Here is a 23,817-nt window from a genome sequence, read left to right as displayed (position 1 = left end):
AATGCCATTCTCAGACGCAAGCTGCTTGCTATCAAGCAGCGTACCGCCCTACCTTAGTATAGCGGCACACTTGCGCCGTGGGCATCAATTACGATGGGTCAAAACGGAGTCGACTAAACCGTACTCAACTGCCTCTGGTGCAGAGAGGAAGCGATCGCGCTCGGTGTCGCGCTCGATCTGCTCAAGAGATTGACCCGTATGCTGCGCCATAAGTTCATTCATGCGCGCTTTTACTTTCAGGATTTCGCGGGCGTGGATTTCAATATCTGTCGCCTGCCCCTGATATCCGCCCAGCGGTTGGTGAATCATCACGCGGGAGTTTGGCAAACAGAAGCGCTTACCTTTTGCCCCTGCAGTTAACAAGAAGGCCCCCATGGACGCGGCCTGCCCCATACAAATGGTGCTCACATCAGGCTTGATGAATTGCATGGTGTCATAGATAGACATACCAGCCGTGATTACGCCACCCGGCGAGTTAATATACAGGTAAATGTCTTTCTCTGGGTTTTCCGCTTCCAGAAACAGCATCTGCGCCACGATCAGGTTAGCCATGTGGTCTTCCACCTGGCCGGTCAGAAAGATAACGCGTTCCTTGAGCAGACGGGAATAGATATCAAAAGAACGCTCACCACGGGAGGTCTGTTCAATAACCATTGGCACCAGAGCCATATGGGGTGCAAAGTTATCTCGTTCGCCACTGTATGACATTTCCGTCTCCTGGATCAAAATTGAAAACACCTGCTGTACTGATTGTAACCTTATGGACGGATTATCAGCCAGTCTCATTCATCGTGATTACACACTTATGGGGTTCGTATCGCCCTATTTCAAGCATAACAATGTTTTGTTGTTACGCTAACACTGAAAGGGCCTTTTAGCACTCTTCCAGGGCTATTGCTGCGATAAAAAAAACCCGCCGCCAAAAGGCAACGGGTTTTTGTTCAAACTTTAAACCGTTGGGCGAAATTACGCCTGCTGGTTCATCAGTTCGTTGAAGGAAGTTGCTTTCTCGGACACTTTAGCTTTCGCCAGTACCGCTTCAACAGCCTGTTCTTCCAGTGCCACGTTACGCATGTTGTCCATCAGTTCTTTGTTTTTACCATAGAACTCAACAACTTCAGACGGATCTTCGTAAGCTGAAGCCATTTCTTCGATCAGACCTTTCACACGCTCTTCGTCAGCCTGCAGTTCGTGGGTACGAATCACTTCGCCCAGCAGCAGACCCACAACAACGCGGCGTTTAGCCTGCTCTTCGAACAGTTCACGCGGCAGCTCCATCGCTTGCTGCTGGTTGCCACCGAAACGCTGTGCAGCCTGACGGCGCAGTACGTCGATTTCGCTGTCGATCAGTGCAGCGGGAACATCGATTTCGTTCGCTTTCACCAGGCCTTCGATCGCCTGAGATTTCACACGGTTACGCACAGCACCATTCAGCTCGCGCTCCATGTTTTTACGAACTTCAGCACGCAGGCCTGCTACGGAACCATCTTCCACGCCGAAACGTTTGATGAATTCTTCAGTCAGTTCTGGCAGTTCGCGCTCTTCAACTTTCTTCAGGTTGATGACGAACTTCGCTGCTTTACCTTTCAGGTTTTCAGCGTGATATTCTTCAGGGAAGGTCACGTCGATGGTGAATTCTTCGCCCGCTTTACGGCCTTTAATGCCGTCTTCGAAACCTGGGATCATACGACCCTGGCCCATTGCCAGTACGAAGTCAGACGCTTTGCCACCTTCGAACTCTTCGCCATCTACAGAGCCGGTGAAGTCGATAGTTACGCGGTCTTCTGCATCAACAGCGCCTTCTTTATCTTTCCAGGTCGCCTGCTGCTTGCGCAGAGTATCCAGCATGCCGTCCACGTCTTCGTCAGTCACGGAAACAACGGGTTTTTCAACTTCAATAGTTTCCAGACCTTTCAGCTCAACTTCTGGATACACTTCAAACTCTACAGAGTAGGTGAAGTCTTCACCCAGTTTGTATTCGCCCGGAACATAGTTCGGTGCGCCAGCTGGATTGATTTTTTCTTTGATGATCGCGTCAATGAAGTTGCGGCTCATCAGCTCACCCAGAACGTCCTGGCGAACAGACGCGCCATAACGCTGAGCAACAACATTCATCGGGACTTTACCTTTACGGAAGCCGTCGATACGTACTTTTTTTGCTACGTTGACCAGCTCGCTTTTCACAGCGTTTTCGATGCTGTCAGCAGCGATAGTAATCGTTACACGGCGGCCAAGGCCTTGAGTGGTTTCAACTGAAACTTGCATCTTGTTACCTCAAAAAAATCATAGTGCTCGGTCAACTCTGAATTTGCCTTGCAATACCGGGATGCTCTCTATATTTAGCAGAATCACATTCCCTGTCGCCAGAATCATCCCGAAGACATTCATTAAGACGCGGCATTATAGCGGCATCACTTAGGTGAGTCGAGAACGGTTGGGGCATGTTGCTGCGGCTTTTTTCACAATTTAAGGCTATTTTTAGCCTTAAAAACGCACCATCCGCTCAAAACTCAGACAAAACAAAACGGCCCGGAGGCCGCTTTGACGTAATCTGTATGCAACATACTGGAAAAACTCCAGCGGTTGCAAATACGATTTTCAGGCGATGCTGCCCGCACCACGGCATGCCGGGGAGGCGAAAACCGTATCCTGCAATCCTTCCCATTCTTTGATGGTATAAGTGTGTAACGCCAGCGCGTGCACAGTCGTCGAAAGTTCCGCCGTCAACGTACTGTAAATCATACGATGTCGGTTAAGAAAACGTTCTCCTGCGAAGCGATCGCTGACCAAAACAACTTTAAAATGGCTTTCAGACCCTGCCGGTACGTTATGACGATAGCTCTCGTCGACGACTTCGAGGAACACGGGATTGAACGCAGCCCTTAATTTATCTTCTATCTGCTCACGTATCATCATGAAATTACTCCTCCGACAACGCTAAGATGTCACCCATCCCTTTAAATGTTAGCCGCTTTTACCGTTTCCATTACAACAAGACAACAAATATTTAGCGTTCGTCTGATTTTCTCATCCAAACGAATGAAGTTCACTATGAGCCTCATACGTTTTAGCTCTGATACGTTGAGAAAATAGATGAACTGGTCGGATTTCGGACAAGGCGATGAATTTACATGCGTTGACCACTTCCCCTCGCCGTTAGCGATGTTATGATGGCGGCAATTTTTATCTCTAATGCTTACGATTCGTTGAGAACCCGAAAATGTTAAAAAAAATCTTCTTTCCGTTGGTAGCACTTTTTATGCTGGCCGGTTGCGCAACCCCGCCAACGACGATTGATGTGTCACCTAAGATCACACTGCCACAGCAAGACCCCAGCCTGATGGGCGTTACCGTGAGCATTAACGGTGCAGATCAGCGTCAGGATCAGGCGCTCGCAAAAGTGGTGCGTGATAACCAACAAGTGACACTGACCGCCTCCCGCGACCTGCGTTTCCTGCTGCAAGAAGTTCTGGAAAAACAGATGACCTCTCGCGGTTATATGGTTGGCCCAAGCGGTGCGGTTGATCTACAAATCATCGTGAACAACCTGTATGCAGACGTTTCCCAGGGCAACGTGCGCTACAACATCTCGACCAAAGCCGATATCGCTATCATCGCCACCGCGAAGAACGGCAACAAAATGACGAAAAATTATCGTGCCAGCTACTCTGTTGAAGGTGCTTTCCAGGCAACCAACAAGAATATTGCTAACGCGGTTAACAGTGTGCTGACCGACACCATCTCTGATATGGCGCAAGACACCAGCATCCACGACTTTATCAAGCAGAACGCTCGTTAATCCTGCTTTCTGACCCGGCGCTTCGCCGGGTCAGCCTTAAGAAAACATGTCCAGTCACTACTTACGCATTTTTCAGCAACCTAAATCAGCCATTCTGCTGATCCTTGGTTTTGCCTCCGGCTTACCTCTCGCGCTCACCTCCGGCACATTACAAGCCTGGATGACCGTCGAGAATATCGATCTTAAAACCATTGGGTTCTTCTCCCTCGTCGGCCAGGCTTACGTCTTCAAGTTCCTGTGGTCACCCGTTATGGACCGCTACACGCCACCGTTTTTGGGGCGTCGTCGTGGCTGGTTAGTGATGACGCAAATTCTGTTACTGCTGGCCATCGCTGCAATGGGATTCCTTGAACCTTCGACGCAATTGCGCTGGATGGCGGCGCTTGCTGTAGTCATTGCCTTTTGTTCAGCATCGCAGGATATCGTATTTGATGCCTGGAAAACGGACGTATTGCCTGCGGAAGAACGCGGTGCGGGAGCGGCAATTAGCGTGCTGGGGTATCGTCTGGGGATGTTGGTCTCTGGTGGCCTGGCTCTCTGGCTGGCCGACAGATACCTCGGCTGGCAGGGGATGTACTGGCTGATGGCCATCCTGCTGATTCCTTGTATTATCGCCACCTTTTTCGCTCCCGAACCCAGCGATGTTATTCCCGTGCCACGGTCACTGGAGCAGGCTGTTGCTGAACCACTGCGGGACTTTTTTGGCCGTAACAATGCCTGGCTGATTTTACTGCTTATTGTGATGTATAAGCTGGGTGATGCATTTGCCATGAGCCTGACGACCACTTTTCTTATTCGCGGTGTCGGATTTGATGCCGGGGAAGTGGGGGTTGTGAATAAAACGCTGGGTCTCTTTGCAACTATCGTGGGAGCACTTTACGGCGGCGTGCTAATGCAGCGCCTGTCGCTATTCCGCGCACTGCTGATCTTTGGCATTTTGCAGGGGATCTCTAACGCAGGTTACTGGCTGTTGTCTGTCACAGACAAACATATGATCAGCATGGCCGCCGCCGTTTTCTTTGAAAACCTGTGTGGCGGCATGGGAACTGCAGCGTTTGTCGCGCTGCTGATGACCCTCTGTAATAAATCATTTTCCGCCACCCAGTTTGCTTTGCTCTCTGCACTTTCAGCGGTGGGTCGTGTTTATGTTGGCCCGATTGCAGGCTGGTTTGTTGAAGCACATGGCTGGCCTACGTTTTATCTCTTTTCTGTCGTTGCAGCAGTGCCAGGAATAGTATTATTGCTGGTTTGTCGCCATACACTGGAATATACGCAGAAAACGGAACACTTTATACCGCGGACAGAATATCAACGTGCCTATCGTTTTGCGCTGCGTCTGTTGATGATGGGTTGTGTGGCGCTGGCGTTGTGGCTTGTCGTGCTGACGATCAACGCGACAGCCTCCGCAGAACTGCCTTTCTCCTCGCTGCTGCTGGACATTGGCGCTCTGCTGGCCATCATTGGCATTCTGACAGGTGGCACTCTCGATTTTCTGGCGTTGCGTAAAACGCCGATGGCATGAAGTAAAAAGCGAAAGGTTATTTCCCGTTGTAATCACCATGCGAAATTATAACGGTGAAATAACCGCCATCCGATAAAAAAATATTTGTTGTTTCGTGCGCAATAATATTTGGAAATTATTGGAGCCTGCTTTAGTAAGCTATTTTTCATTAAACGATTCAGCACCGGAAAGATTGAATATTCGTTTTTTAATTGTCTTTTTATTGATGCTTAATTGTTAATTATTTGTGTATTTTTGACAATGGTTATACCAATTGCCCCTTTTAGGGTATGCTTGAGATTCCTTTCGTTATAATGCCCGTCCCATGGGACTTTCACCTTAAAAAACGACATAATTTGCAACACATGTGACATGTGCGGCAGAACCCAGTAACACCTTCCTGACACAGCCCTAATGATGTTTACAGTAATGTAACCTTCCCGTAAAATGCCCCCACACTTTAAACGCCACCAGACTCCGTGGAATTGAGGTCGTTAAATGAGACTCAGGAAATACAATAAAAGTTTGGGATGGTTGTCATTATTAGCAGGTACTGTATTACTCAGTGGCTGTAATTCTGCACTACTTGACCCCAAAGGACAGATTGGACTGGAACAACGCTCACTGATTCTGACGGCTTTTGGCCTGATGATGATTGTGGTTATTCCTGCCGTTTTGATGGCTGTTGGTTTCGCCTGGAAGTACCGTGCGAGCAATAAAGATGCGAAGTATAGCCCTAACTGGTCACACTCCAATAAAGTGGAAGCTGTGGTCTGGACAGTGCCAATTCTGATCATCCTGTTCCTTGCCGTACTGACATGGAAAACCACTCACGCGCTTGAGCCAAGCAAACCGCTGGTTCACGATGAAAAACCGATTACCATCGAAGTGGTCTCCATGGACTGGAAATGGTTCTTCATCTACCCGGAACAAGGCATTGCTACCGTGAATGAAATCGCCTTCCCGGCGAACACTCCGGTTCAGTTCAAAGTGACGTCCAACTCCGTGATGAACTCCTTCTTCATCCCGCGTCTGGGTAGCCAGATTTACGCGATGGCCGGTATGCAAACGAACCTGCATCTGATCGCGAATGAAGCAGGCACCTACGATGGTATCTCCGCCAGCTATAGCGGCAAGGGCTTCTCTGGTATGAAGTTCAAAGCTATCGCTACGCCGGACCGTGCCGCTTTCGACCAATGGGTTGCTACAGCGAAACAGTCACAGAACACCATGTCTGACATGGCGGCGTTCGACAAAGTGGCTGCACCTAGCGAATACAACAAGGTGGAGTACTTCTCTAACGTGAAACCTGATTTGTTCAAAGACGTTGTTGGCAAATTTATGGATCACGGCAAGAGCATGAACATGACCCAACCTGAAGGCGAGCACAGCGCGCACGAAGGTATGGAAGGCATGGACATGAGCCACGCGGAAACCGCTCACTAAGGGGCCGAGGAAGAAAATGTTCGGAAAATTGACACTGGATGCAGTGCCCTACCACGAACCCATTATCGTGGTTACGGTGGCTGCCATTATCATCGGTGGTGCGGCCTTACTGGCCTTAATCACTTACTTTGGTAAGTGGAGCTACCTGTGGAACGAGTGGCTGACTTCGGTCGACCACAAAAAACTCGGCATCATGTACTGCATCGTCGGTATCGTCATGTTAATTCGTGGCTTTGCGGATGCGATCATGATGCGTAGCCAGCAGGTTCTTGCCTCGGCAGGTGAAGCTGGCTTCCTGCCACCGCACCACTACGATCAGATCTTTACCGCTCACGGCGTTATCATGATCTTCTTCGTGGCGATGCCGCTGGTTATTGGTCTGATGAACGTTGTTGTCCCGCTGCAGATTGGTGCGCGTGATGTTGCGTTCCCGTTCCTGAACAACCTGAGCTTCTGGTTTACGGTTGTCGGCGTCATCCTGGTTAACCTTTCTCTGGGCGTAGGTGAATTCGCACAGACTGGTTGGCTGGCCTATCCGCCGCTTTCGGGAATTGAATACAGTCCTGGCGTTGGTGTCGACTACTGGATTTGGGCGGTTCAGCTCTCCGGTATTGGTACAACCCTGACCGGTATTAACTTCTTCGTGACCATTATCAAGATGCGTGCCCCTGGCATGACGATGTTCAAGATGCCAGTATTTACCTGGGCATCTCTGTGCGCCAACATCCTGATTATTGCCTCCTTCCCAATTCTGACTGTCACCGTCGCGCTGCTGACCCTGGACCGCTACCTGGGCACTCATTTCTTTACCAATGAAATGGGTGGCAACATGATGATGTACATCAACCTGATTTGGGCCTGGGGCCACCCGGAAGTGTATATTCTGGTTCTGCCGGTCTTCGGTGTGTTCTCCGAAATCGCAGCGACCTTCTCGCGTAAGCGTCTGTTTGGTTACACCTCGCTGGTGTGGGCAACCGTGTGTATTACCGTTCTGTCGTTTATCGTTTGGCTGCACCACTTCTTCACCATGGGTGCGGGTGCAAACGTAAACGCCTTCTTCGGTATTACCACCATGATTATCGCCATCCCGACAGGGGTGAAGATCTTCAACTGGTTGTTCACCATGTATCAGGGTCGCATCGTGTTCCACTCAGCAATGCTGTGGACCATCGGCTTCATCGTTACCTTCTCTGTAGGTGGGATGACCGGCGTACTGCTGGCAGTACCAGGTGCTGACTTCGTACTGCACAACAGCCTGTTCCTGATTGCGCACTTCCATAACGTCATTATCGGCGGTGTCGTCTTCGGTTGCTTCGCAGGCGTAACCTACTGGTGGCCAAAAGCGTTCGGCTTCACGCTTAACGAAGCATGGGGCAAACGCGCGTTCTGGTTCTGGATCATCGGCTTCTTCGTCGCATTTATGCCGCTGTACGTGCTGGGCTTCATGGGCATGACTCGTCGCCTGAGCCAACAGATTGATCCGCAGTTCCACCCAATGCTGGTTGTTGCAGCATGTGGTGCAGTGCTGATCGCCTGTGGTATCGCGTGTCAGCTGATTCAGTTCTACGTTTCTATTCGCGACCGCGAACAGAACCGCGACCTGACCGGTGACCCGTGGGGCGGCCGTACGCTGGAGTGGGCAACCTCTTCCCCACCTCCATTCTATAACTTTGCCATTGTGCCACACGTTCACGAGCGTGATGCATTCTGGGAAATGAAAGAGAAAGGTGAAGCGTACAAGCAACCTGAGCATTACGAAGAGATCCACATGCCGAAAAACAGCGGTGCAGGGATTGTTATTGCTGCGTTCGCAACGGTATTTGGTTTCGCAATGATCTGGCACATCTGGTGGCTTGCGATCGCTAGCTTCGCTGGCGTCATCATCAGCTGGATTGTGAAGAGCTTTGACGAGGACGTGGACTACTACGTACCAGTCCGTGAAGTCGAAAAACTGGAAAACCAGCATTTCGATGAGATTTCTAAAGCGGGGCTGAAAAATGGCAACTGATACTTTGGCGCACTCAACTGCCCATGCGCATGACCATGCGCACCACGATACAGGACCGACGAAGGTATTCGGTTTCTGGATCTACCTGATGAGCGACTGCATTTTGTTCTGCTGTCTGTTCGCAACCTATGCCGTTCTGGTGAACGGCACAGCGGGCGGCCCGGCCGGTAAGGACATCTTTGAACTGCCGTTTGTTCTGGTTGAAACCGCTCTGCTGTTGTTCAGCTCCATCACCTACGGCATGGCAGCTATCGCCATGTACAAAAACAACAAAAACCAGGTTGTTTCCTGGCTGGCGTTGACCTGGTTGTTCGGTGCTGGATTTATCGGGATGGAAATCTATGAATTCCATCACCTGATTATGGAAGGCTTCGGCCCGGATCGTAGTGGCTTCCTGTCTGCGTTCTTCGCGCTGGTCGGTACTCACGGTCTGCACGTAACCTCGGGTCTGATCTGGATGGCGGTACTGATGTTCCAGGTATCCCGTCGCGGCCTGACCAACACTAACCGTACACGTATCATGTGCCTGAGCCTGTTCTGGCACTTCCTGGACGTTGTGTGGATCTGTGTGTTCTCTGTAGTGTATCTGATGGGGGCGATGTAATGAGTCATTCAAACGATCATGGCGCTTCCCACGGTAGCGTAAAAACCTACATGACAGGTTTCATCCTGTCGATCATCCTGACGGTAATCCCGTTCTGGATGGTGATGAGCGGTTCTGCTTCTCACGCGGCAATTCTGGGTACGGTCCTGGTCACCGCAGTGGTACAGATTCTGGTGCATCTGGTTTGCTTCCTGCACATGAACACCAAGTCCGATGAAGGCTGGAATATGACGGCCTTTGTCTTTACCGTGATTATCATCGCTATCCTTGTAGTCGGTTCCATCTGGATTATGTGGAACCTCAACTACAACATGATGGTTCACTAAGAGCGGCGAGTATGTTTAAGCAATACCTGCAAGTAACGAAACCAGGCATCATCTTTGGTAACCTGATCTCCGTGATCGGAGGGTTCCTGCTGGCCTCTAAAGGCAGCATCGACTATACCCTTTTCGTTTTCACGCTGATTGGGGTCTCACTGGTCGTGGCGTCCGGTTGTGTATTTAACAACTACATCGACAGGGATATCGATCGCAAGATGGAGAGGACCAAGAATCGGGTGCTGGTTAAAGGCCTGATGTCTCCAGGTGTCTCGCTGGTGTATGCCACCTTGTTGGGTATTGCTGGCTTCATGCTGTTGTGGTTTGGTGCTAACCCTCTGGCCTGCTGGCTGGGGGTGATGGGGTTCGTGGTCTATGTGGGTGTCTACAGCCTGTATATGAAACGGCACTCCGTCTACGGTACGTTGATCGGTTCTCTCTCTGGCGCTGCGCCGCCAGTGATTGGCTACTGTGCTGTCACGAACGAATTCGACAGTGGTGCGCTCATCCTGCTGGCTATCTTTAGCCTGTGGCAGATGCCGCACTCCTACGCCATCGCGATTTTCCGCTTTAAGGATTATCAGGCAGCGAATATTCCGGTTCTGCCGGTTGTGAAAGGCATCTCTGTGGCCAAGAACCACATCACGCTGTACATCATCGCCTTTGCTGTGGCGACACTGATGCTCTCTCTGGGCGGCTACGCTGGATACAAATATCTGGTTGTCGCGGCTGCAGTGAGCGTCTGGTGGCTCGGTATGGCGCTGCGCGGTTACAAAGTGGAAGATGACAAAGTCTGGGCGCGCAAACTGTTTGTGTTCTCGATTGTTGCTATCACCTCTCTGTCCGTCATGATGTCCGTAGACTTTATGGTTCCAGATTCACACAGCCTGCTGACATACGTCTGGTAAGTCACGCCAGGTGAATAAAAGGGTGCTTCGGCGCCCTTTTTTATTCACTGATTTTATTCATAACGCATGTAATATTTGTTAAATAACCCTTTATTTACCCCGCCCCTTCCCCGCACTACACTATGGCCTGCTTTTGAACTGAGGTGGTAATGAACGATTATAAAATGACGCCAGGCGAGCTTCGCGCGACCTGGGGCTTAGGGACTGTCTTCTCGCTACGGATGCTTGGGATGTTTATGGTCCTGCCTGTTCTGACCACGTACGGTATGGCGCTGCAGGGAGCCAGCGAAGCACTGATTGGTCTGGCGATCGGTATCTACGGTCTGGCGCAGGCGGTGTTCCAAATCCCATTCGGCCTACTTTCTGACCGTGTCGGTCGCAAACCGCTGATCGTCGGTGGACTACTGGTCTTTGTGCTGGGCAGTGTGATAGCCGCCCTCTCCCATTCGATCTGGGGTATTATTCTTGGCCGCGCCCTGCAAGGCTCCGGCGCGATTGCCGCTGCGGTCATGGCGCTGTTATCGGATTTAACCCGCGAACAAAATCGTACTAAAGCAATGGCATTCATTGGCGTGAGCTTCGGCGTGACCTTTGCCATTGCGATGGTTCTCGGCCCGATTATTACGCATACGCTTGGTCTACACGCCCTGTTCTGGATGATTGCGGTGCTCGCAACCATCGGTATTGCCTTGACACTGTGGGTCGTACCGGACAGTAAAAACCACGTACTTAACCGCGAATCCGGCATGGTGAAAGGCTGCTTTAGCAAAGTCCTTGTGGAGCCCCGCCTGCTGAAGCTGAACTTTGGCATCATGTGTCTGCACATTCTGCTGATGTCGACGTTTGTCGCCCTGCCAGGCCAACTGGCTGCTGCTGGCTTTCCTGCCGCCGAACACTGGAAAATTTATCTGGTGACGATGCTGATTTCCTTCGTCTCTGTTGTGCCGTTCATCATCTACGCCGAAGTGAAACGCCGAATGAAACGCGTCTTCATCGGATGCGTGGCTGTACTGCTCATCGCTGAGATCGTTCTGTGGGGATCTGGTCCACACTTTTGGGAACTGGTGGCCGGTGTACAGTTGTTCTTCCTGGCATTTAACCTGATGGAAGCTCTATTGCCGTCGCTGATCAGCAAAGAGTCACCGGCAGGTTACAAAGGCACAGCAATGGGGATTTATTCCACCAGCCAGTTCATTGGTGTGGCGATCGGTGGCGCACTGGGCGGCTGGGTTGATGGATTATTCGATTCGCAAACCGTATTCCTGGCAGGAGCACTACTGGCCACGGTCTGGCTGCTGGTTTCCAGCACCATGAAAGAGCCTCGCTATGTCAGTAGTCTGCGTGTCGAAATCCCGGATGATGTAGAAATTAACGACGGACTGAAGCAACGTCTGGAAGAGAAAGAAGGCGTGAACGAAGTACTTATCGTCCAGGATGAACGTAGCGCTTATGTCAAAATAGACAGCAAAGTGACAAACCGCTTTGAAGTAGAACAGGCGCTAAAAGCGTAAAAAAAGCCCGGTTTAACCGGGCTTTTTTATTTTAATCGCGGAAGTTTTTAAACTGGAACGGTTGTCCCAGATCGCCGCCACGCACCAGCGCCATCACACCTTGCAGATCATCGCGGGATTTACCCGTTACGCGAATCTCTTCACCCTGAATCTGGGCCTGCACCTTCAGCTTACTGTCTTTGATAAGCTTCACGATTTTCTTCTGCATCGCGCTTTCAATGCCTTGCTTCAGCTTAGCTTCAACAAACCAGGTTTTACCGCTGTGCACGAACTCTTCTGGTACATCAAGGGATGTCCCTTCAATGCCGCGTTTTAACAGCTTTGCACGCAGAATATCCAGCAACTGATTTACCTGAAAATCAGACTCGCTCAGTACTTTGATCGTTTTATTTGCATCGTTCAGCTCAAAAGTCGCCTCTACACCACGAAAATCGAAACGTGATTCAACTTCGCGGCTTGCGTTATCAACGCCGTTGCGGACTTCCTGGATATCAACTTCAGAAACAATATCGAAAGATGGCATCTTTTCTTCTCCCTTCACTTTTATTGCGTTGCATAATACCCGCAACGAGGCATAACTCAACAGAAGCTTAGCGGACGGCGCTATACTTAGGCCGTAACACCTGGCGCAGTTGCAGGTGAGGAGGAACAATGAAAATTACTGTGCTCGGATGCGGCGCGCTTGGTCAGCTCTGGCTTACCGCACTGTGCAAACATGGACACGAGGTACAAGGCTGGCTACGCGTTCCACAGCCGTATTGCAGTGTAAACCTGATTGATGAAGATGGCAGTATCTTCAATGAATCGCTCACCGCCAACGATCCCGATTTTCTGGCACAAAGCGATCTGCTGCTGGTCACGCTGAAAGCGTGGCAAGTCTCTGATGCGGTAAAAGCACTGGCCGCTCACCTTCCCCACACAGCACCCATTTTGCTGCTGCACAACGGTATGGGGACGATTGATGAGCTAAAGAGCATACCTCAGCCGCTGTTGATGGCGACCACAACCCACGCCGCACGACGTGATGGCAATATCATCGTCCATGTCGCCAGCGGTGTGACGCATATAGGCCCTGCCCGTGAGCAGGATGGTGATTACAGTTACCTGGCGGACATTCTGCAAAACGTGCTGCCGGACGTCGCCTGGCACAACAATATACGCCCTCAGCTATGGCGCAAGCTGGCAGTCAACTGCGTGATTAACCCCTTAACAGCACTGTGGAACTGCCCGAACGGTGAGCTGAAGAATCACCCGCAGGAAGTGGCTGTGCTGTGTGCTGAAGTCGCCAGTGTCATTGAACGCGAAGGCTTGCACACATCGGCAGACGATATACGTTATTATGTCGAGCAGGTTATTGATAGTACGGCAGAAAATATCTCTTCGATGCTACAGGACGTCCGCGCATTGCGGCATACCGAGATCGACTATATCACCGGCTATCTGTTAAAACGCGCCCGCGCCCACGGTATAAGCGTGCCGGAAAACGCCCGTTTGTATGACATGGTTAAACGTAAGGAGAGTGAGTATGAGCGCGTCGGCACTGGTATGCCTCGCCCCTGGTAGCGAAGAAATGGAAGCTGTCACCACCATTGATCTAATGGTACGTGGTGGCATTAAAGTGACAACCGCCAGCGTCGCCAGCGACGGTAATCTGACAATCACCTGCTCGCGTGGGGTTAAGATCCTCGCTGATGCCCCTCTGGTAGAGGTAGCCGATGGCGACTATGACATTATTGTGCTCCCTGGAGGCCTGAAAGGGGCGGAATGTTTCCGCGATAGCCCGCTTCTGGTTGAGACTGTCAGACAATTTCATCTCTCCGGGCGTATCGTCGCGGCAATCTGTGCAGCGGCAGGAACCGTACTGGTTCCTCACAATCTCTTCCCCGTTGGTAATATGACAGGCTTCCCCACATTGAAGGATCGTATTCCTGAAGATCAGTGGGTTGATAAGCGTATAGTCTGGGATCCACGTGTGAACCTGCTCACCAGTCAGGGACCAGGCACTTCGATCGATTTTGCGCTGAAGATAATCGATTTGCTGGTTGGGCGTGAAAAAGCCCATGAAGTCGCATCATCGCTAGTGATGGCGGCGGGAATTTATAACTACTACGAATAAAAGCAAAACGGCAACTCAGGGTTGCCGTTTTTACGATTATCGCTCTCTGCTATGGGCGATATACCTTCACATTCGTAAAGCCCTGCTCACGCAGATAGAGCGCCTGCAGGCGACTCATCACTCCACGCTCACACCACAGCAAATAGGTTTTGCTCTTATCGAGATCGCCAAATGCAGTGCTCAGTTTGTAGAAAGGCAGAGACACCACATCAACGCCTTCGACTTTCAGCGGCTTCGCATCCTGCTCGTCAATGGAACGAATATCCAGGATGACATCGTTCGCACCAAAACCGTTCACCGTTTCGACTTCAACCACTTCCTGATCGGTCTGCTGAGCGATTTCGCGGATATCAACGTTGGTCGCTTCAGCCACCACTTTATCAAGGATCGCAAAATCGAAATGTTCTTCTTCTGCTTCGATCTTCGCCTTCACCGCCTTCACTGTTGGGCTTTTCGAGATCACACCGCAATATTCCGGCATGGTGCGGGCAAAATCTTCCGTCCCGATTTCACGCGCAAGATCGATGATGTGCTCTTTGTCGTGAGAGATCAGTGGACGCAGGATCAGCGTATCAGAAACATTGTCGATAAGACGCAGGTTAGTCAGTGTCTGGCTGGATACCTGGCCCAGCGCTTCGCCAGTCACCAGTGCCTGAACACCATAACGCTCTGCAACTTTCGATGCTGCACGCACCATCATGCGTTTCAGCACCACCCCCATCTGGCCGTCATCCACTTTTTCGAGGATTTCGCCCACCACAGGTTCAAAGTTAACAGCAACAAAGCGCACGCGATGCGAACTGCCAAAACGGTTCCACAGATAATGCGCCACCTGGCGAACACCGATTTCGTGTGCCGCACCACCCAGGTTAAAGAAGCAGTAATGCACGCGGCAACCGCGACGCATCAGCATATAGCTGGACACACCGGAGTCAAAGCCACCCGAAATCAGCGACAGCACGTCTTCCTGCGTTCCGATTGGGAAGCCGCCAATACCTTCATACCGGCCTTTAACCAGCAGCAGGCGATCGTTTTCGATTTCCAGATTGACGGTCACGTCCGGATTGGTCAATTTCACACGCGCTGACTCAACGTGCTGGTTTAAACCACCACCAACATAACGCTCAACCTCAATCGAGCTGAACTCATGTTTACCGCGACGTTTAGCACGCACGCAGAAACTTTTCCCTTCGATCTGGTCACGATACTGCTCCAGCGCTTTCTCGAAGATATTGTGCAGCGAAGTGAAAGGGACATCTTCCACTTCCAGGATATGGTGAATACCTGGAATACGGGTCAGCGCATCGCGGATATCCAGACGTTTATTTTCGTCTTTGGCGCGCACTTCAACGTGATCCCAGTGACGAACAACGGCAAGCGTTTCGTCGTAATGCTTAAGAACGTTACGAATGTTCCCGGTCAGAATTTTAATAAAGCGCAAACGCACAGATTGGCTTTTGATGGTGATTTCTGGGAACAATTTAATGATAAACTTCATGGCGGCAATGTTTCGTTAGCAAGCCAGCTAAGGCTTGTGATGGAAAAAGATATATACACAACAATCATTCACGTTGCATCAAGGCGGCAGGTCTGAGCCTCCCCAGGAGCTTACTCAAATAAGTCACTGGGATAAGCAGACGTAGCCAACGCAAAGGCAACTTGAAAGATAACGTGTACAGCAGCCCACACCCGTGGCTGCATCCAGGCGCGCAAGTATACCACCATCGCGCGGATCCTGTGCACATTGCGCGTTATTTGCTTATCCGCCCGAGTCCGTTACCATGACAGGGCTGAAAATATGAGAGTCAAAATTCACTATGCCGAAGAAAAATGACGCACCAGCCAGTTTCGAAACTGCACTGAGTGAACTGGAGCAAATCGTAACCCGGCTTGAGAGCGGTGACTTACCGCTGGAAGAAGCCCTCAATGAATTTGAACGTGGCGTGCAGCTTGCGCGTCAGGGTCAGGTCAAACTCCAACAAGCGGAACAGCGCGTGCAGATCCTGCTCTCTGAGAGTGAAGCTGCCGCGACCACACCTTTCACACCGGACGCCGAGTAAATGGATTTTTCCACACAGCTTCAGGCGTGCGTTGAGCGTGCTAACGACGCGTTACGTCGTTTTATCGAACCACAACCTTTTCAGAACACTCCACTGGTTGAAGCCATGCAGTATGGCGCACTCTTAGGCGGTAAACGCCTGCGTCCATTCCTGGTCTATGCGACTGGCAACATGTTTGGCATCAGCAATAGTACGCTGGATGCCCCAGCGGCGGCCGTTGAATGTATCCATGCATATTCACTGATCCATGATGACTTACCGGCGATGGATGACGACGATCTCCGTCGCGGGCAACCCACCTGCCACATTAAGTTTGGCGAAGCCAATGCCATTCTGGCGGGTGATGCTCTGCAAACGCTGGCCTTTTCGATTTTAAGCGATGCACCAATGGCTGAAGTCGATTGTCACGATCGCCTGGCGATGGTTTCCGAACTGGCAATGGCCAGTGGTATTGCTGGCATGTGCGGCGGACAGGCGCTGGATCTGGATGCCGAAGGACGTCAGGTTAATCTGGAACAGCTTGAGCGTATCCACCGTCATAAAACGGGCGCTTTAATCCGTGCAGCCGTTCGTCTGGGCGCACTGAGCGCAGGTGAACGCGGGCGCAAAACCCTGCCGATTCTGGACAGATACGCAGAAAGTATCGGTCTGGCATTCCAGGTTCAGGATGACATTCTGGATGTGGTGGGCGATACTGCAACATTGGGTAAACGCCAGGGTGCAGATCAGCAACTTGGCAAAAGCACCTATCCCGCCCTGCTGGGTCTTGAGCAAGCCCAGCGTAAAGCCCGGGACCTGATTGACGATGCCCGCCAGTCTCTGAACCAACTGGCCGCACAATCACTGGATACCTCGGCACTGGAAGCGCTAGCGGACTATATAATCCAGCGTGATAAATAAACACACTATCTCGATGAGCCTTTGATGAGTTTTGATATTGCCAAACACCCGACACTGGCGTTAGTTGACTCCACCCAGGAGTTACGCCTGTTGCCGAAAGAGAGCCTGCCGAAGCTGTGCGATGAACTGCGTCGATACCTTCTCGACAGCGTAAGCCGCTCCAGTGGGCACTTTGCCTCCGGGCTTGGCACGGTGGAGCTGACCGTGGCGCTGCATTACGTCTATAACACGCCGTTCGACAGGCTAATCTGGGACGTAGGCCACCAGGCATATCCGCACAAAATTCTGACTGGACGTCGCGATAAAATCGGAACGATTCGCCAGAAAGGCGGCTTGCACCCATTCCCATGGCGCGGAGAGAGTGAATTTGATGTCCTGAGCGTCGGTCACTCTTCAACCTCTATTTCTGCCGGAATCGGTATCGCTGTTGCAGCAGAGAAAGAAAACAAACAGCGTCGCACCGTGTGCGTCATTGGCGACGGTGCAATCACTGCTGGAATGGCCTTCGAGGCGATGAACCATGCGGGGGATATCAAGCCCGATATGCTGGTTATCCTTAACGATAACGAGATGTCGATCTCTGAAAACGTCGGAGCGCTAAATAACCATCTGGCTCAACTGCTCTCTGGCAAGCTCTATTCCAGCCTGCGGGAAGGCGGAAAAAAAGTCTTCTCCGGCGTACCGCCAATTAAAGAGCTGCTTAAACGTACCGAAGAACATATCAAAGGTATGGTTGTACCAGGCACACTCTTTGAGGAACTGGGTTTCAACTATATTGGCCCGGTAGATGGCCATGACGTACTGGGGCTTATCACCACGCTGAAAAACATGCGTGACCTGAAAGGCCCGCAGTTCTTGCATATCATGACCAAGAAAGGGCGTGGCTACGAGCCAGCAGAAAAAGACCCCATTACTTTCCACGCCGTACCCAAATTTGACCCGACCAGCGGTTGTCTACCGAAAAGTAGCGGTGGTATGCCGAGCTATTCAAAAATCTTCGGTGACTGGCTGTGCGAAACCGCAGCCAAAGATAACAAGCTGATGGCGATCACTCCGGCCATGCGTGAAGGTTCTGGCATGGTGGAGTTTTCCAGAAAATATCCCGATCAGTATTTTGACGTCGCGATCGCCGAGCAGCACGCGGTGACATTCGCAGCGGGTCTGGCAATCGGCGGTTATAAGCCTGTCGTCGCAATTTACTCCACGTTCCTGCAACGCGCCTATGATCAGGTGATCCACGACGTCGCCATCCAGAAACTGCCGGTGCTGTTTGCTATCGACCGTGCAGGGATTGTAGGAGCCGACGGTCAAACACATCAGGGCGCATTTGATCTCTCTTTCCTGCGCTGCATCCCGGACATGGTGATCATGACGCCGAGCGACGAAAACGAATGTCGCCAGATGCTGTTTACCGGCTACCACTATCAGGATGGCCCAAGTGCAGTACGCTATCCGCGCGGCAATGCGGTGGGCATTGAACTTCAGCCTCTGGAAAAAATGGCGATTGGGAAAGGGCTGGTCAAACGTCGCGGAGAAAAAGTGGCTATCCTCAATTTCGGCACATTGATGCCGGAAGCCGCTAAAGTCGCCGAAGCGCTAAATGCGACACTGGTGGATATGCGCTTTGTGAAGCCCCTCGATGAATCCCTGATTCTGAGCATGGCAGAAGGTCATGATGTGCTGGTAACGCTTGAAGAAAACGCCATCATGGGGGGTGCTGGTAGCGGCGTTAACGAGGTACTGATGGCACACCGCAAAGCCGTTCCCGTGCTAAACCTTGGCCTGCCGGATCATTTCATCCCGCAAGGCACACAGGATGAAGCCCGCGCAGGCATTGGCCTGGATGCAGTAGGTATCGAAGCTAAAATTCGCACCTGGCTGGCCTAAACCTCCCCTCTTCCGCTCCTGCTATGCTTAAACGTAATGTTTAAAACAGCAGGAGTGGAACCATGCAATACAATACATTAGGAAAAACAGACCTTAAGGTTTCCCGGCTTTGCCTGGGCTGCATGACATTTGGCGAGCCTGACCGGGGCAACCACGCCTGGACACTGCCGGAAGAGAGCAGCCGCCTCATCATCAAACATGCCATCGACGGTGGCATTAACTTCTTTGATACCGCCAATAGTTACTCCGATGGCAGCAGCGAGGAGATCGTGGGCCGCGCTCTGCGCGATTTTGCCCGTCGTGAAAATGTTGTCGTTGCCACCAAAGTTTACCACCAGGTGGGTGACTTGCCTGAAGGCCTTTCTCGTGCACAGATCCTGCGTTCCATTGACGACAGCCTCAGGCGTCTGAACATGGATTATGTCGATCTGCTACAAATCCATCGCTGGGACTACAACACGCCTATAGAAGAAACGCTGGAAGTGCTAAACGATGTCGTTAAAGCGGGTAAAGCGCGTTACATCGGTGCGTCATCTATGCATGCATCCCAGTTTGCTTCCGCACTAAATCTGCAAGCCCGGAACGGTTGGGCACAATTTGTCACTATGCAGGATCACTACAACCTTATCTACCGTGAAGAGGAACGCGAGATGCTGCCGCTCTGCTATGAGAAAAATGTGGCGGTGATCCCATGGAGCCCACTGGCACGGGGCCGATTAACGCGCCCCTGGGGAGAAACCACTGCCCGTTCGGTATCTGATGAATTTGGCAAGACACTGTACAACGCGACAGAGACCAGTGACGCACTGATTGCCGAACGCTTAGCAAATATTGCTGACGATACAGGGGCAACGCGTGCGCAGGTTGCACTGGCGTGGCTACTTAGCAAACGCGGGATCGCAGCCCCAATTATCGGTACATCCCGCGAGGAACAACTGGATGAGCTGCTGAATGCGGTGGATTTAACGCTGACCCCGGAGCAGATTACCGAACTTGAAACGCCGTACGAACAGCATCCGGTTGTGGGATTTAAATAAAATATGCGGACTGATGCCCTCTCCCCTAAAAAGAGAGGGGGCTGTCCGTACACGGTTTTTTTTGGGATCCCTCAGCCCCCTGGGAGAGGGAACTGAATGTATCACGCGAAGTGATCGTACCCTTTCCAGTCGAGCGTCACCGATGCGCCATCCTGTACAAACTGCATTCCTTCGCTTTCCGGCAGGATCTGACCAATACAGGTAAATGGTGCACCGAGATTTCCCAGCGCCACATCCAGCGTACCGCGGTGTAATTCCGGAACGGTAAAGCACAGTTCGTAATCTTCACCGCCAGAAAGTGCCCAGCGCAGCGCCTGCTCAGGCGCAACGTGCTTACGCATCTGTTCTGAAAGCGGGAAGGTATCAAGATCAACGCGAGCGCCTACACCACTGGCTTTCAGGATATGACCGAGATCGGAGATCAAACCATCAGAGAGGTCGATAGCTGAACTCGCACGTTCGCGCAGTGCCTGCCCGTGCAAAATACGCGGGGTCGGGCGCAAGTGACGCTTAATCAGATAGGCCGCATCATCCGCATCACTGACGGTTAAACGATCCTGCAAAATCGCCAGACCAGCCGCGCTGTCACCGGGCGTACCGGTCACATAAATCCAGTCACCGGGTTTCGCGCCTGAGCGTTTCAGGGCGCGCCCGACCGGCACATAACCGTGGATCGCGAGTGTCATAGACAGTGGACCGGCAGTCGTATCACCACCAATCAGTTGCATATCGTAGTAATTTAGCTGCTCGAACAGCGCATCGCTGAAGGTTTCGAGCCAGGTTTCGTCAACACTCGGCAACGTTAACGCCAGCGTTAACCACGCAGGATCGGCGCCCATCGCTGCCAGATCGCTCACATTCACCGCCAGTGCTTTATATGCCAGATCGGCAGGATCAATATCCGGCAGGAAATGACGCCCGCATACTAAGGTATCGGTACTGATCGCCAGCGTCTGTTTTTCAGGAATATTGAGAAGTGCGCAGTCATCGCCAATGCCGGTTTCAACATCCAGACGAGAAGTTCTGACACGGTCAAAATAACGGGCAATCAGGGAGAATTCGCCGCATGCCATACGTTATGCCTCAGCAAATATAAAGAAAAAACCGGAGCTGCACCGCACGTTATGCAATGCAACACTCCGGTTTGCGGATCACTTTTTGTGGGGACGGATCGCAGGTGCGGCTTTATCCAGCACGCCGTTAACAAATTTGTGGCTGTCTTCAGCACCGAAGGTTTTTGCCAGTTCGATAGCTTCGTTGATCGCCACTTTGTATGGCACATCATCACGTTTAGACAGTTCAAACAGCGCAATGCGCAACACTGCTTTTTCTACCTGACCCAGCTCTTCGAGCAGGCGAGACAGATAAGGTTTCATCAGACCATCGAGATACGCGCTATTAGTCGCCACTCCCGACAGCAGTTCACGGAAGTACAGAACATCAACGTCTTTAACGTCTTGTTCAGACAGGAACTGGTATTCAACATCAGCGATGTCGTTCTGGGACAACTGCCAGGAGTAAAGTGCCTGGACGGCACATTCACGGGCGCGGCGACGAGCAGCAGGTTTCACGGAATTCCCCTTACAAAAAATCAGGCCTTGATGGCTTTCAATACATTGATCATTTCAAGTGCAGTCAGTGCAGCTTCTGCACCTTTGTTACCGGCTTTAGTGCCAGCACGTTCGATAGCTTGTTCAATACTTTCAGTGGTCAGCACGCCAAACGCGACAGGAATTTCAGCATCCTGTGCAACATGCGCCAGACCATTGCTTGCACCGCCCGCAACGTATTCGAAGTGCGCAGTGCCGCCACGAATAACAGTACCCAGTGCAATCACCGCGTCGTATTTGCCGGTTTTCGCCAGCGCACCGGCTGCCAGAGGCAGTTCGTATGCACCGGGAACCCATACAACGGTAATGTTGTCATCTTTTACCTGGCCGATACGTTTCAGAGCGTCAATCGCACCTTCCAGCAGGCTGTCGTTGATGAAGTTGTTGAAACGCGCAATGGTGATGGCGACGCGAGCGTCCGGGGTAGCTACAGCAGCTTCAATAATGTTCATACTCTTCCTTTACGGGTTCATTTGGCCCCGCAGGGGGGCGGATTTTATCATAATACTTTGCGCACTGCTTCCCTATTTCAGGAGCAATTACGCTGTCGTTAAATGGAGGCAGACATCCGGGCCAACCGGGCGTATCTCGCTAAATTTGAGTTGTGGGGCATCGGCCAGTTTTTCAAGCCCTGGCAGTACAAACAGGCCACGCGCATCGCTACCTAACAGTGTAGGCGCAACGTAGACAATCAGTTCATCCACCAGCCCGGCCTGGAGCAGCGCTCCCGCCAGCGTAGGACCGGCTTCCACCCAGATGCTGTTCACCTGTTGTTTGCCAAGCAGCATCATCAGCACGACCAAATCGAGATGACCATTGTGTTCAGGAACCATGATGTTGCGCACACCTTCCGGCCACGAACGGTCGTCCTCCGTTGTACGGGCAAACCAGGTTTCGCTGGGTTGTTGCACAATACGGTGCTCAGGTGTCACACGGTTCTGGCTATCAATCACAATACGCAGTGGCTGACGCAGGTTTTCCTGCGGATAGAGCGCCTGGGTATCGGCATTCAGCTCATCCCAACGCACGGTCATCGCCGGATCATCCGCCAGAACTGTTTCACTGCTGGTGAGAATAGCATGGCTTTGCGCGCGCAGACGTTGCACATCGCGCCTTGACTGCGGAGACGTAATCCATTGGCTTTCACCGCTCGCCATGGCCGTGCGCCCATCCAGAGATGCACCGAGTTTCAACTGGATATAAGGGAAACCTGTTCTCATACGCTTCAGGAAACCTTTATTGATGGCTTCCGCATCGTTCATCATCAGGCCGTGGCTAACGTCAATTCCCTGTTGTTGAAGACGATACAGTCCGCGCCCTGCAACTTGCGGATTAGGATCCTGCATTGCCGCGACGACTCGTGAAACGCCCGCTGCAATCAATGCGTCGCAACAGGGTGGCGTGCGGCCGTGGTGACTGCAAGGTTCAAGCGTAACGTAAGCCGTTGCGCCACGCGCCTTTTCACCAGCCATGCGCAAGGCATGCACTTCAGCATGAGGTTCACCTGCGCGGTAGTGAAAACCCTCCCCCACAATTTCACCGTCTTTGACAATCACGCAGCCAACATTCGGATTAGGGTGTGTGGTAAAACGCCCGCGCTGCGCCAGTTTGAGCGCTCGCGCCATGTAAATCTCATCCTGCATGAGCTTAATCCTGTAAGCGGGCGATCTCTTCGCCAAACTCTTTGATATCTTCGAAACTGCGGTACACAGAAGCGAAGCGGATATAGGCAACTTTATCGAGCTTTTTCAGCTGTTCCATCACCAGATTGCCAATCATTTTACTGGGCACTTCGCGTTCGCCGGTTCCCCGCAGGTGCGATTTAATGTGATTCAGCGCCATTTCAACGTCATCTGCGCTGACTGGCCGTTTTTCCAGTGCTTTTAGCATCCCGCGGCGCAGTTTTTCTTCGTTGAAGGGCTCACGTACATCGTTACTTTTGACGACACGTGGCATCACCAGTTCCGCCACCTCAAAGGTGGTGAAACGTTCGTTGCACACCAGACACTGCCGACGGCGACGTACGGATGACCCCTCACCCACAAGACGAGAGTCGATTACTTTGGTATCCACAGCGGAGCAGAATGGGCAATGCATACGGTGTCCTGACTAT

Annotated in this window: 24 protein-coding genes; 14 read left to right on the top strand and 10 right to left on the bottom strand. The window is 51.7% G+C overall.

From position 1 onward, the window contains the following. Positions 1-84: 84 nt before the first annotated feature. The 3 genes from clpP to bolA all read right to left on the bottom strand — a co-directional run bounded on the left by clpP (position 85) and on the right by bolA (position 2,916). On the bottom strand, positions 85-708 hold the full coding sequence (gene clpP, locus HV346_RS04965) for an ATP-dependent Clp endopeptidase proteolytic subunit ClpP (RefSeq protein ID WP_014069126.1): 624 nt from the start codon (positions 706-708) through the stop codon (positions 85-87). A gap of 258 nt (positions 709-966) precedes the next feature. Then, positions 967-2,265 carry a trigger factor gene (gene tig, locus HV346_RS04960; RefSeq protein ID WP_181622462.1) on the bottom strand — a complete coding sequence of 433 codons (1,299 nt, stop codon included), beginning with the start codon at positions 2,263-2,265 and terminating at the stop codon, positions 967-969. A gap of 333 nt (positions 2,266-2,598) precedes the next feature. Further along, entirely contained in the window at positions 2,599-2,916 is a 318-nt protein-coding gene (gene bolA / locus HV346_RS04955) for a transcriptional regulator BolA (RefSeq protein ID WP_181622461.1), read from the bottom strand. 304 nt (positions 2,917-3,220) lie between these two features. Between bolA and HV346_RS04950 the strand changes: the two genes are divergently transcribed. The 8 genes from HV346_RS04950 (at position 3,221) to HV346_RS04915 (ending at position 12,094) form a co-directional block, all read left to right on the top strand. Next, a complete protein-coding gene (locus HV346_RS04950; RefSeq protein WP_181622460.1) occupies positions 3,221-3,799 on the top strand; it encodes a lipoprotein in 579 nt (192 codons plus the stop codon). 46 nt (positions 3,800-3,845) lie between these two features. Then, positions 3,846-5,321 (top strand): muropeptide MFS transporter AmpG, encoded by a 1,476-nt coding sequence (gene ampG / locus HV346_RS04945; RefSeq protein WP_181622459.1) that lies wholly within the window; start codon positions 3,846-3,848, stop codon positions 5,319-5,321. 477 nt (positions 5,322-5,798) lie between these two features. Next, on the top strand, positions 5,799-6,746 hold the full coding sequence (gene cyoA / locus HV346_RS04940; RefSeq protein WP_181622458.1) for a cytochrome o ubiquinol oxidase subunit II: 948 nt from the start codon (positions 5,799-5,801) through the stop codon (positions 6,744-6,746). Between the two features lie 16 nt (positions 6,747-6,762). Then, on the top strand, positions 6,763-8,754 hold the full coding sequence (gene cyoB / locus HV346_RS04935; RefSeq protein ID WP_181622457.1) for a cytochrome o ubiquinol oxidase subunit I: 1,992 nt from the start codon (positions 6,763-6,765) through the stop codon (positions 8,752-8,754). Next, positions 8,744-9,358, top strand: a complete 615-nt coding sequence (locus HV346_RS04930) for a cytochrome o ubiquinol oxidase subunit III (protein WP_181622456.1) — start codon at positions 8,744-8,746, stop codon at positions 9,356-9,358. Before cyoB ends, HV346_RS04930 begins: the two co-directional genes overlap by 11 nt. Continuing rightward, positions 9,358-9,684, top strand: a complete 327-nt coding sequence (locus HV346_RS04925; protein ID WP_181622455.1) for a cytochrome o ubiquinol oxidase subunit IV — start codon at positions 9,358-9,360, stop codon at positions 9,682-9,684. The genes HV346_RS04930 and HV346_RS04925 overlap by 1 nt, the downstream gene beginning before the upstream one ends. A gap of 11 nt (positions 9,685-9,695) precedes the next feature. Then, positions 9,696-10,583, top strand: coding sequence for a heme o synthase (cyoE, locus tag HV346_RS04920; RefSeq protein ID WP_181622454.1), 888 nt, complete (start codon positions 9,696-9,698; stop codon positions 10,581-10,583). Between the two features lie 149 nt (positions 10,584-10,732). Then, positions 10,733-12,094 carry an MFS transporter gene (locus HV346_RS04915; protein WP_181622453.1) on the top strand — a complete coding sequence of 454 codons (1,362 nt, stop codon included), beginning with the start codon at positions 10,733-10,735 and terminating at the stop codon, positions 12,092-12,094. A gap of 31 nt (positions 12,095-12,125) precedes the next feature. Here the strand turns inward: HV346_RS04915 and HV346_RS04910 are convergent, their stop codons facing one another. Then, the gene (locus tag HV346_RS04910) at positions 12,126-12,617 is read right to left on the bottom strand and encodes a YajQ family cyclic di-GMP-binding protein (protein ID WP_181622452.1); all 492 of its coding nucleotides are present in this window, start codon (positions 12,615-12,617) and stop codon (positions 12,126-12,128) included. 128 nt (positions 12,618-12,745) lie between these two features. On the opposite strand from HV346_RS04910, the gene panE reads away from it, so the two are divergent. Both panE and yajL read left to right on the top strand, forming a co-directional pair. Next, positions 12,746-13,657, top strand: a complete 912-nt coding sequence (gene panE / locus HV346_RS04905) for a 2-dehydropantoate 2-reductase (RefSeq protein WP_181622451.1) — start codon at positions 12,746-12,748, stop codon at positions 13,655-13,657. Further along, entirely contained in the window at positions 13,620-14,210 is a 591-nt protein-coding gene (yajL, locus tag HV346_RS04900; protein WP_181622450.1) for a protein deglycase YajL, read from the top strand. The genes panE and yajL overlap by 38 nt, the downstream gene beginning before the upstream one ends. Before the next feature lie 49 nt (positions 14,211-14,259). Here yajL and thiI read toward each other — a convergent pair whose 3' ends face one another. Further along, positions 14,260-15,708 carry a tRNA uracil 4-sulfurtransferase ThiI gene (gene thiI / locus HV346_RS04895; protein ID WP_181622449.1) on the bottom strand — a complete coding sequence of 483 codons (1,449 nt, stop codon included), beginning with the start codon at positions 15,706-15,708 and terminating at the stop codon, positions 14,260-14,262. A gap of 319 nt (positions 15,709-16,027) precedes the next feature. Here thiI and xseB point away from each other — a divergent pair, with 319 nt between their 5' ends. From xseB to HV346_RS04875, 4 genes are all read left to right on the top strand, one after another. Beyond that, positions 16,028-16,270: an exodeoxyribonuclease VII small subunit gene (gene xseB, locus HV346_RS04890; RefSeq protein WP_181622448.1), complete on the top strand. Its 243-nt coding sequence runs from the start codon at positions 16,028-16,030 to the stop codon at positions 16,268-16,270. Further along, the gene (ispA, locus tag HV346_RS04885; RefSeq protein ID WP_181622447.1) at positions 16,271-17,170 is read left to right on the top strand and encodes a (2E,6E)-farnesyl diphosphate synthase; all 900 of its coding nucleotides are present in this window, start codon (positions 16,271-16,273) and stop codon (positions 17,168-17,170) included. It abuts the gene before it with no gap. 24 nt (positions 17,171-17,194) lie between these two features. After that, complete coding sequence (gene dxs / locus HV346_RS04880) at positions 17,195-19,057, top strand: 1-deoxy-D-xylulose-5-phosphate synthase (protein ID WP_181622446.1); 1,863 nt, start codon at positions 17,195-17,197, stop codon at positions 19,055-19,057. Between the two features lie 62 nt (positions 19,058-19,119). Continuing rightward, the gene (locus HV346_RS04875) at positions 19,120-20,094 is read left to right on the top strand and encodes an aldo/keto reductase (RefSeq protein ID WP_181622445.1); all 975 of its coding nucleotides are present in this window, start codon (positions 19,120-19,122) and stop codon (positions 20,092-20,094) included. Positions 20,095-20,195: 101 nt separating this feature from the next. Here the strand turns inward: HV346_RS04875 and thiL are convergent, their stop codons facing one another. The 5 genes from thiL to nrdR form a co-directional block, all read right to left on the bottom strand. Continuing rightward, positions 20,196-21,167, bottom strand: coding sequence for a thiamine-phosphate kinase (thiL, locus tag HV346_RS04870; protein WP_181622444.1), 972 nt, complete (start codon positions 21,165-21,167; stop codon positions 20,196-20,198). Between the two features lie 78 nt (positions 21,168-21,245). Then, positions 21,246-21,665: a transcription antitermination factor NusB gene (nusB, locus tag HV346_RS04865; RefSeq protein WP_006809908.1), complete on the bottom strand. Its 420-nt coding sequence runs from the start codon at positions 21,663-21,665 to the stop codon at positions 21,246-21,248. A 20-nt stretch (positions 21,666-21,685) separates the two neighbouring features. Continuing rightward, entirely contained in the window at positions 21,686-22,156 is a 471-nt protein-coding gene (gene ribE / locus HV346_RS04860; protein WP_006176874.1) for a 6,7-dimethyl-8-ribityllumazine synthase, read from the bottom strand. A gap of 87 nt (positions 22,157-22,243) precedes the next feature. Next, positions 22,244-23,347: a bifunctional diaminohydroxyphosphoribosylaminopyrimidine deaminase/5-amino-6-(5-phosphoribosylamino)uracil reductase RibD gene (gene ribD / locus HV346_RS04855; protein WP_181622443.1), complete on the bottom strand. Its 1,104-nt coding sequence runs from the start codon at positions 23,345-23,347 to the stop codon at positions 22,244-22,246. A gap of 4 nt (positions 23,348-23,351) precedes the next feature. Continuing rightward, a complete protein-coding gene (gene nrdR / locus HV346_RS04850) occupies positions 23,352-23,801 on the bottom strand; it encodes a transcriptional regulator NrdR (protein WP_064325018.1) in 450 nt (149 codons plus the stop codon). Positions 23,802-23,817 lie beyond the last annotated feature (16 nt).

Source organism: Enterobacter sp. RHBSTW-00994 (assembly GCF_013782625.1).
GTDB lineage: Bacteria > Pseudomonadota > Gammaproteobacteria > Enterobacterales > Enterobacteriaceae > Enterobacter.
The sequence above is the reverse complement of the archived record's forward strand: the minus strand, read 5'-3'. Positions and strand labels throughout refer to the sequence as shown.

What these genes read in the sequence shown, in the direction of transcription:
- clpP (WP_014069126.1), bottom strand. Translation starts at nt 708, where the DNA reads ATGTCATACAGTGGCGAACGAGATAACTTTGCACCCCATATGGCTCTG.
- tig (WP_181622462.1), bottom strand. Translation starts at nt 2,265, where the DNA reads ATGCAAGTTTCAGTTGAAACCACTCAAGGCCTTGGCCGCCGTGTAACG.
- bolA (WP_181622461.1), bottom strand. Translation starts at nt 2,916, where the DNA reads ATGATGATACGTGAGCAGATAGAAGATAAATTAAGGGCTGCGTTCAAT.
- HV346_RS04950 (WP_181622460.1), top strand. Translation starts at nt 3,221, where the DNA reads ATGTTAAAAAAAATCTTCTTTCCGTTGGTAGCACTTTTTATGCTGGCC.
- ampG (WP_181622459.1), top strand. Translation starts at nt 3,846, where the DNA reads ATGTCCAGTCACTACTTACGCATTTTTCAGCAACCTAAATCAGCCATT.
- cyoA (WP_181622458.1), top strand. Translation starts at nt 5,799, where the DNA reads ATGAGACTCAGGAAATACAATAAAAGTTTGGGATGGTTGTCATTATTA.
- cyoB (WP_181622457.1), top strand. Translation starts at nt 6,763, where the DNA reads ATGTTCGGAAAATTGACACTGGATGCAGTGCCCTACCACGAACCCATT.
- HV346_RS04930 (WP_181622456.1), top strand. Translation starts at nt 8,744, where the DNA reads ATGGCAACTGATACTTTGGCGCACTCAACTGCCCATGCGCATGACCAT.
- HV346_RS04925 (WP_181622455.1), top strand. Translation starts at nt 9,358, where the DNA reads ATGAGTCATTCAAACGATCATGGCGCTTCCCACGGTAGCGTAAAAACC.
- cyoE (WP_181622454.1), top strand. Translation starts at nt 9,696, where the DNA reads ATGTTTAAGCAATACCTGCAAGTAACGAAACCAGGCATCATCTTTGGT.
- HV346_RS04915 (WP_181622453.1), top strand. Translation starts at nt 10,733, where the DNA reads ATGAACGATTATAAAATGACGCCAGGCGAGCTTCGCGCGACCTGGGGC.
- HV346_RS04910 (WP_181622452.1), bottom strand. Translation starts at nt 12,617, where the DNA reads ATGCCATCTTTCGATATTGTTTCTGAAGTTGATATCCAGGAAGTCCGC.
- panE (WP_181622451.1), top strand. Translation starts at nt 12,746, where the DNA reads ATGAAAATTACTGTGCTCGGATGCGGCGCGCTTGGTCAGCTCTGGCTT.
- yajL (WP_181622450.1), top strand. Translation starts at nt 13,620, where the DNA reads ATGAGCGCGTCGGCACTGGTATGCCTCGCCCCTGGTAGCGAAGAAATG.
- thiI (WP_181622449.1), bottom strand. Translation starts at nt 15,708, where the DNA reads ATGAAGTTTATCATTAAATTGTTCCCAGAAATCACCATCAAAAGCCAA.
- xseB (WP_181622448.1), top strand. Translation starts at nt 16,028, where the DNA reads ATGCCGAAGAAAAATGACGCACCAGCCAGTTTCGAAACTGCACTGAGT.
- ispA (WP_181622447.1), top strand. Translation starts at nt 16,271, where the DNA reads ATGGATTTTTCCACACAGCTTCAGGCGTGCGTTGAGCGTGCTAACGAC.
- dxs (WP_181622446.1), top strand. Translation starts at nt 17,195, where the DNA reads ATGAGTTTTGATATTGCCAAACACCCGACACTGGCGTTAGTTGACTCC.
- HV346_RS04875 (WP_181622445.1), top strand. Translation starts at nt 19,120, where the DNA reads ATGCAATACAATACATTAGGAAAAACAGACCTTAAGGTTTCCCGGCTT.
- thiL (WP_181622444.1), bottom strand. Translation starts at nt 21,167, where the DNA reads ATGGCATGCGGCGAATTCTCCCTGATTGCCCGTTATTTTGACCGTGTC.
- ribE (WP_006176874.1), bottom strand. Translation starts at nt 22,156, where the DNA reads ATGAACATTATTGAAGCTGCTGTAGCTACCCCGGACGCTCGCGTCGCC.
- ribD (WP_181622443.1), bottom strand. Translation starts at nt 23,347, where the DNA reads ATGCAGGATGAGATTTACATGGCGCGAGCGCTCAAACTGGCGCAGCGC.
- nrdR (WP_064325018.1), bottom strand. Translation starts at nt 23,801, where the DNA reads ATGCATTGCCCATTCTGCTCCGCTGTGGATACCAAAGTAATCGACTCT.